The 2,137-nt window shown below is 32.6% G+C and carries 2 protein-coding genes; both read right to left on the reverse strand.

Annotated elements, in window-relative coordinates; translation table 11 throughout:
- On the reverse strand, positions 1-1,602 hold a 1,602-nt coding region (locus FIA58_RS21055; protein WP_140964666.1), incomplete at its 3' end, for an N-acetylmuramoyl-L-alanine amidase.
- A gap of 12 nt (positions 1,603-1,614) precedes the next feature.
- A partial coding sequence (locus FIA58_RS21060; RefSeq protein WP_140964667.1) for a T9SS type A sorting domain-containing protein occupies positions 1,615-2,137 on the reverse strand: 523 nt, incomplete at its 5' end.

A 2,137-nucleotide genomic window follows, 5' to 3' on the forward strand; every position in this document is an offset into this window, starting at 1 on the left:
GGTCCTAACAGCAGAATAGTTTGAAGTTCCTGTTGTAGCGTCCCAACTTCTAATAGTGTAATAGTATGTTTTTCCAGCTTTTGGTCCTTCAAAACTACCTAATGCGGTTTCATTCCAATAATAATTATTAGTGTTAATACTTGCATTTACGACTACAGTGGTATTTGGATCTGTATTTGATGTAAAACCATTAGCAGCTGTCCATCCAGAATTTGAAGTTGAAACTTGTATTCTAAAAGCACCTGCGTTAACAGGAGAAGTATAGGTAAAGTTGATAGGTAATAATAAGTTAGTTGCTCCATTTGCAGGTGAAGCCGGAACAGGTGTGTTGCTTGTAGGTGGTGGAGTATTGTTATTCAACATATTCATCCATGTTGTCCATGGAATGGTATAGGGGCAATCGGTACTAGTTCCAGGCATTTCTTTATGACCTCTTATTCCAGGTAAAGAACGAGTTTTTGGAATGGCATACTTATTACAATAATAACGTGCTAAATCAGTTGATGCTTTTAGCATTGTAGTGTTGTTCCAATTAGATGGAGTTGAAGTAGTAACATCGTGCTCAGTTCCTATTGAGCGTTCATTGTTTGGTTGCCCACTAGCTCCTGCATGCCAAGCTTTACTTGCTACTTTAACAGATTGATACACTTTCCCATCTACAGCAATAATAAAATGTGCACTTGCACCTGCATTGCAATTTCTAAAGTGAGATATAGCACCTGCAACTGTTCCAACTGCGATATAATGATTTACCCAAGTATCAATATCTCTTCCTCCTCTTCCAGAAAAATTACAATTTGTAAAAGCACCTATTGCTGAAGGATAATCTACTGTTCCAGTTGTTGCTCCTCGATTAAGATTGTTTTTTGATTCTAATTTTGTTTCATAATTGTTAATTAATTCACTTATTTTAAGATTGTTAATGGGTTTTATTTCTGCATTTTCTTTCCATAATGTAATGGTGTTACGCCCATTATTCATTACTTTATAATAATCTATAGCTTGCATTTCTTTTGTAAAAGCATCATTTAATCCTGTAAATTCTTTTACAGCTTCAAACCATTCCATTAAGTCAATAGAGTTTTTTATTCCTTTTCCATAATAGGCTAAAAGTGCTGCAGCTGCTCTAATGTTTTGACGTGGATTAGATTTTACTTCGTCTTCTTTTGCATTAATAAGTTTGGCTGAAAGAGAAAGATTGTTACTGTACTCACTTTCAACTAAACCCATAATTCCATAAGAACCATATTCAGAAGGACCTATCATACAATAGTTGTTGTATGTTTTGGCAATAGCATCAATTATAGGAAATGGTACATTAAATTCTTTAGAAGCTTCTTTCAAATATTTTTTAATTGTTCCAACGCTTGGATGTGGTGCATTAGCAATTTCTAAAACTTCTAAAGTTTCTTCTAGTATTTCTTTTTTATTTGTTGTGCCTGTAATTATTTGTGTGAAATCGCCTTGTAAATAAACATCACCATTCTTTTTAATTTCTTTTTTAATTGGTAAAGCCATTAATCGTTCATAGCTTTTTTCGTCTTGAGAATAAGCACTAAATTGGATTAATGCTAATAGAATAATAATTAGATTTTTTTTCATAATGTTTGTTTTTTATTTGTTTGTCACGCTAATGTTTTGTTTTATAATTTTTTCGCCATCAACGACTAGCAAGAAATAATTACCATTTTTTAAGGTTATATTTTCTTTTATATTGTTTGTACCTATTTCAGTATGGTATTTTTTTGTAAAGACACTATTTCCAGAAATATCATAGATATTTACTTCTGTTTCTTTAGAAATTGCTTCATAACTTAGGTTTAATTCACCATTACTTGGATTTGGATACACCAAAATAGTATCATTTTCAACTGATAAACGAGCAGTACTTCCATTTAAAGTAAAACTTCTGACAGGAGTATATTTTGAAGAACCTGTTGCTGAACTCCAAAGTCTGACCGTCCAATAGTAGGTATTTCCAGAAATAGGTAAGTTTTGTGTTTCTGTATATTGATTAGGCCAAGTATAGTTCAATAAATTTGCTGTGCTATAATTTACAGGAACATTCGAAGTAGGATTTGGGTCAGTTGTAAAACCATTTTCTGCCGTCCAACCAGTATTTGCTCTTGCAATTTGT

The sequence above is a fragment of the Flavobacterium jejuense genome, from assembly GCF_006491595.2.
GTDB classification, from domain to species: Bacteria; Bacteroidota; Bacteroidia; order Flavobacteriales; family Flavobacteriaceae; genus Flavobacterium; species Flavobacterium jejuense.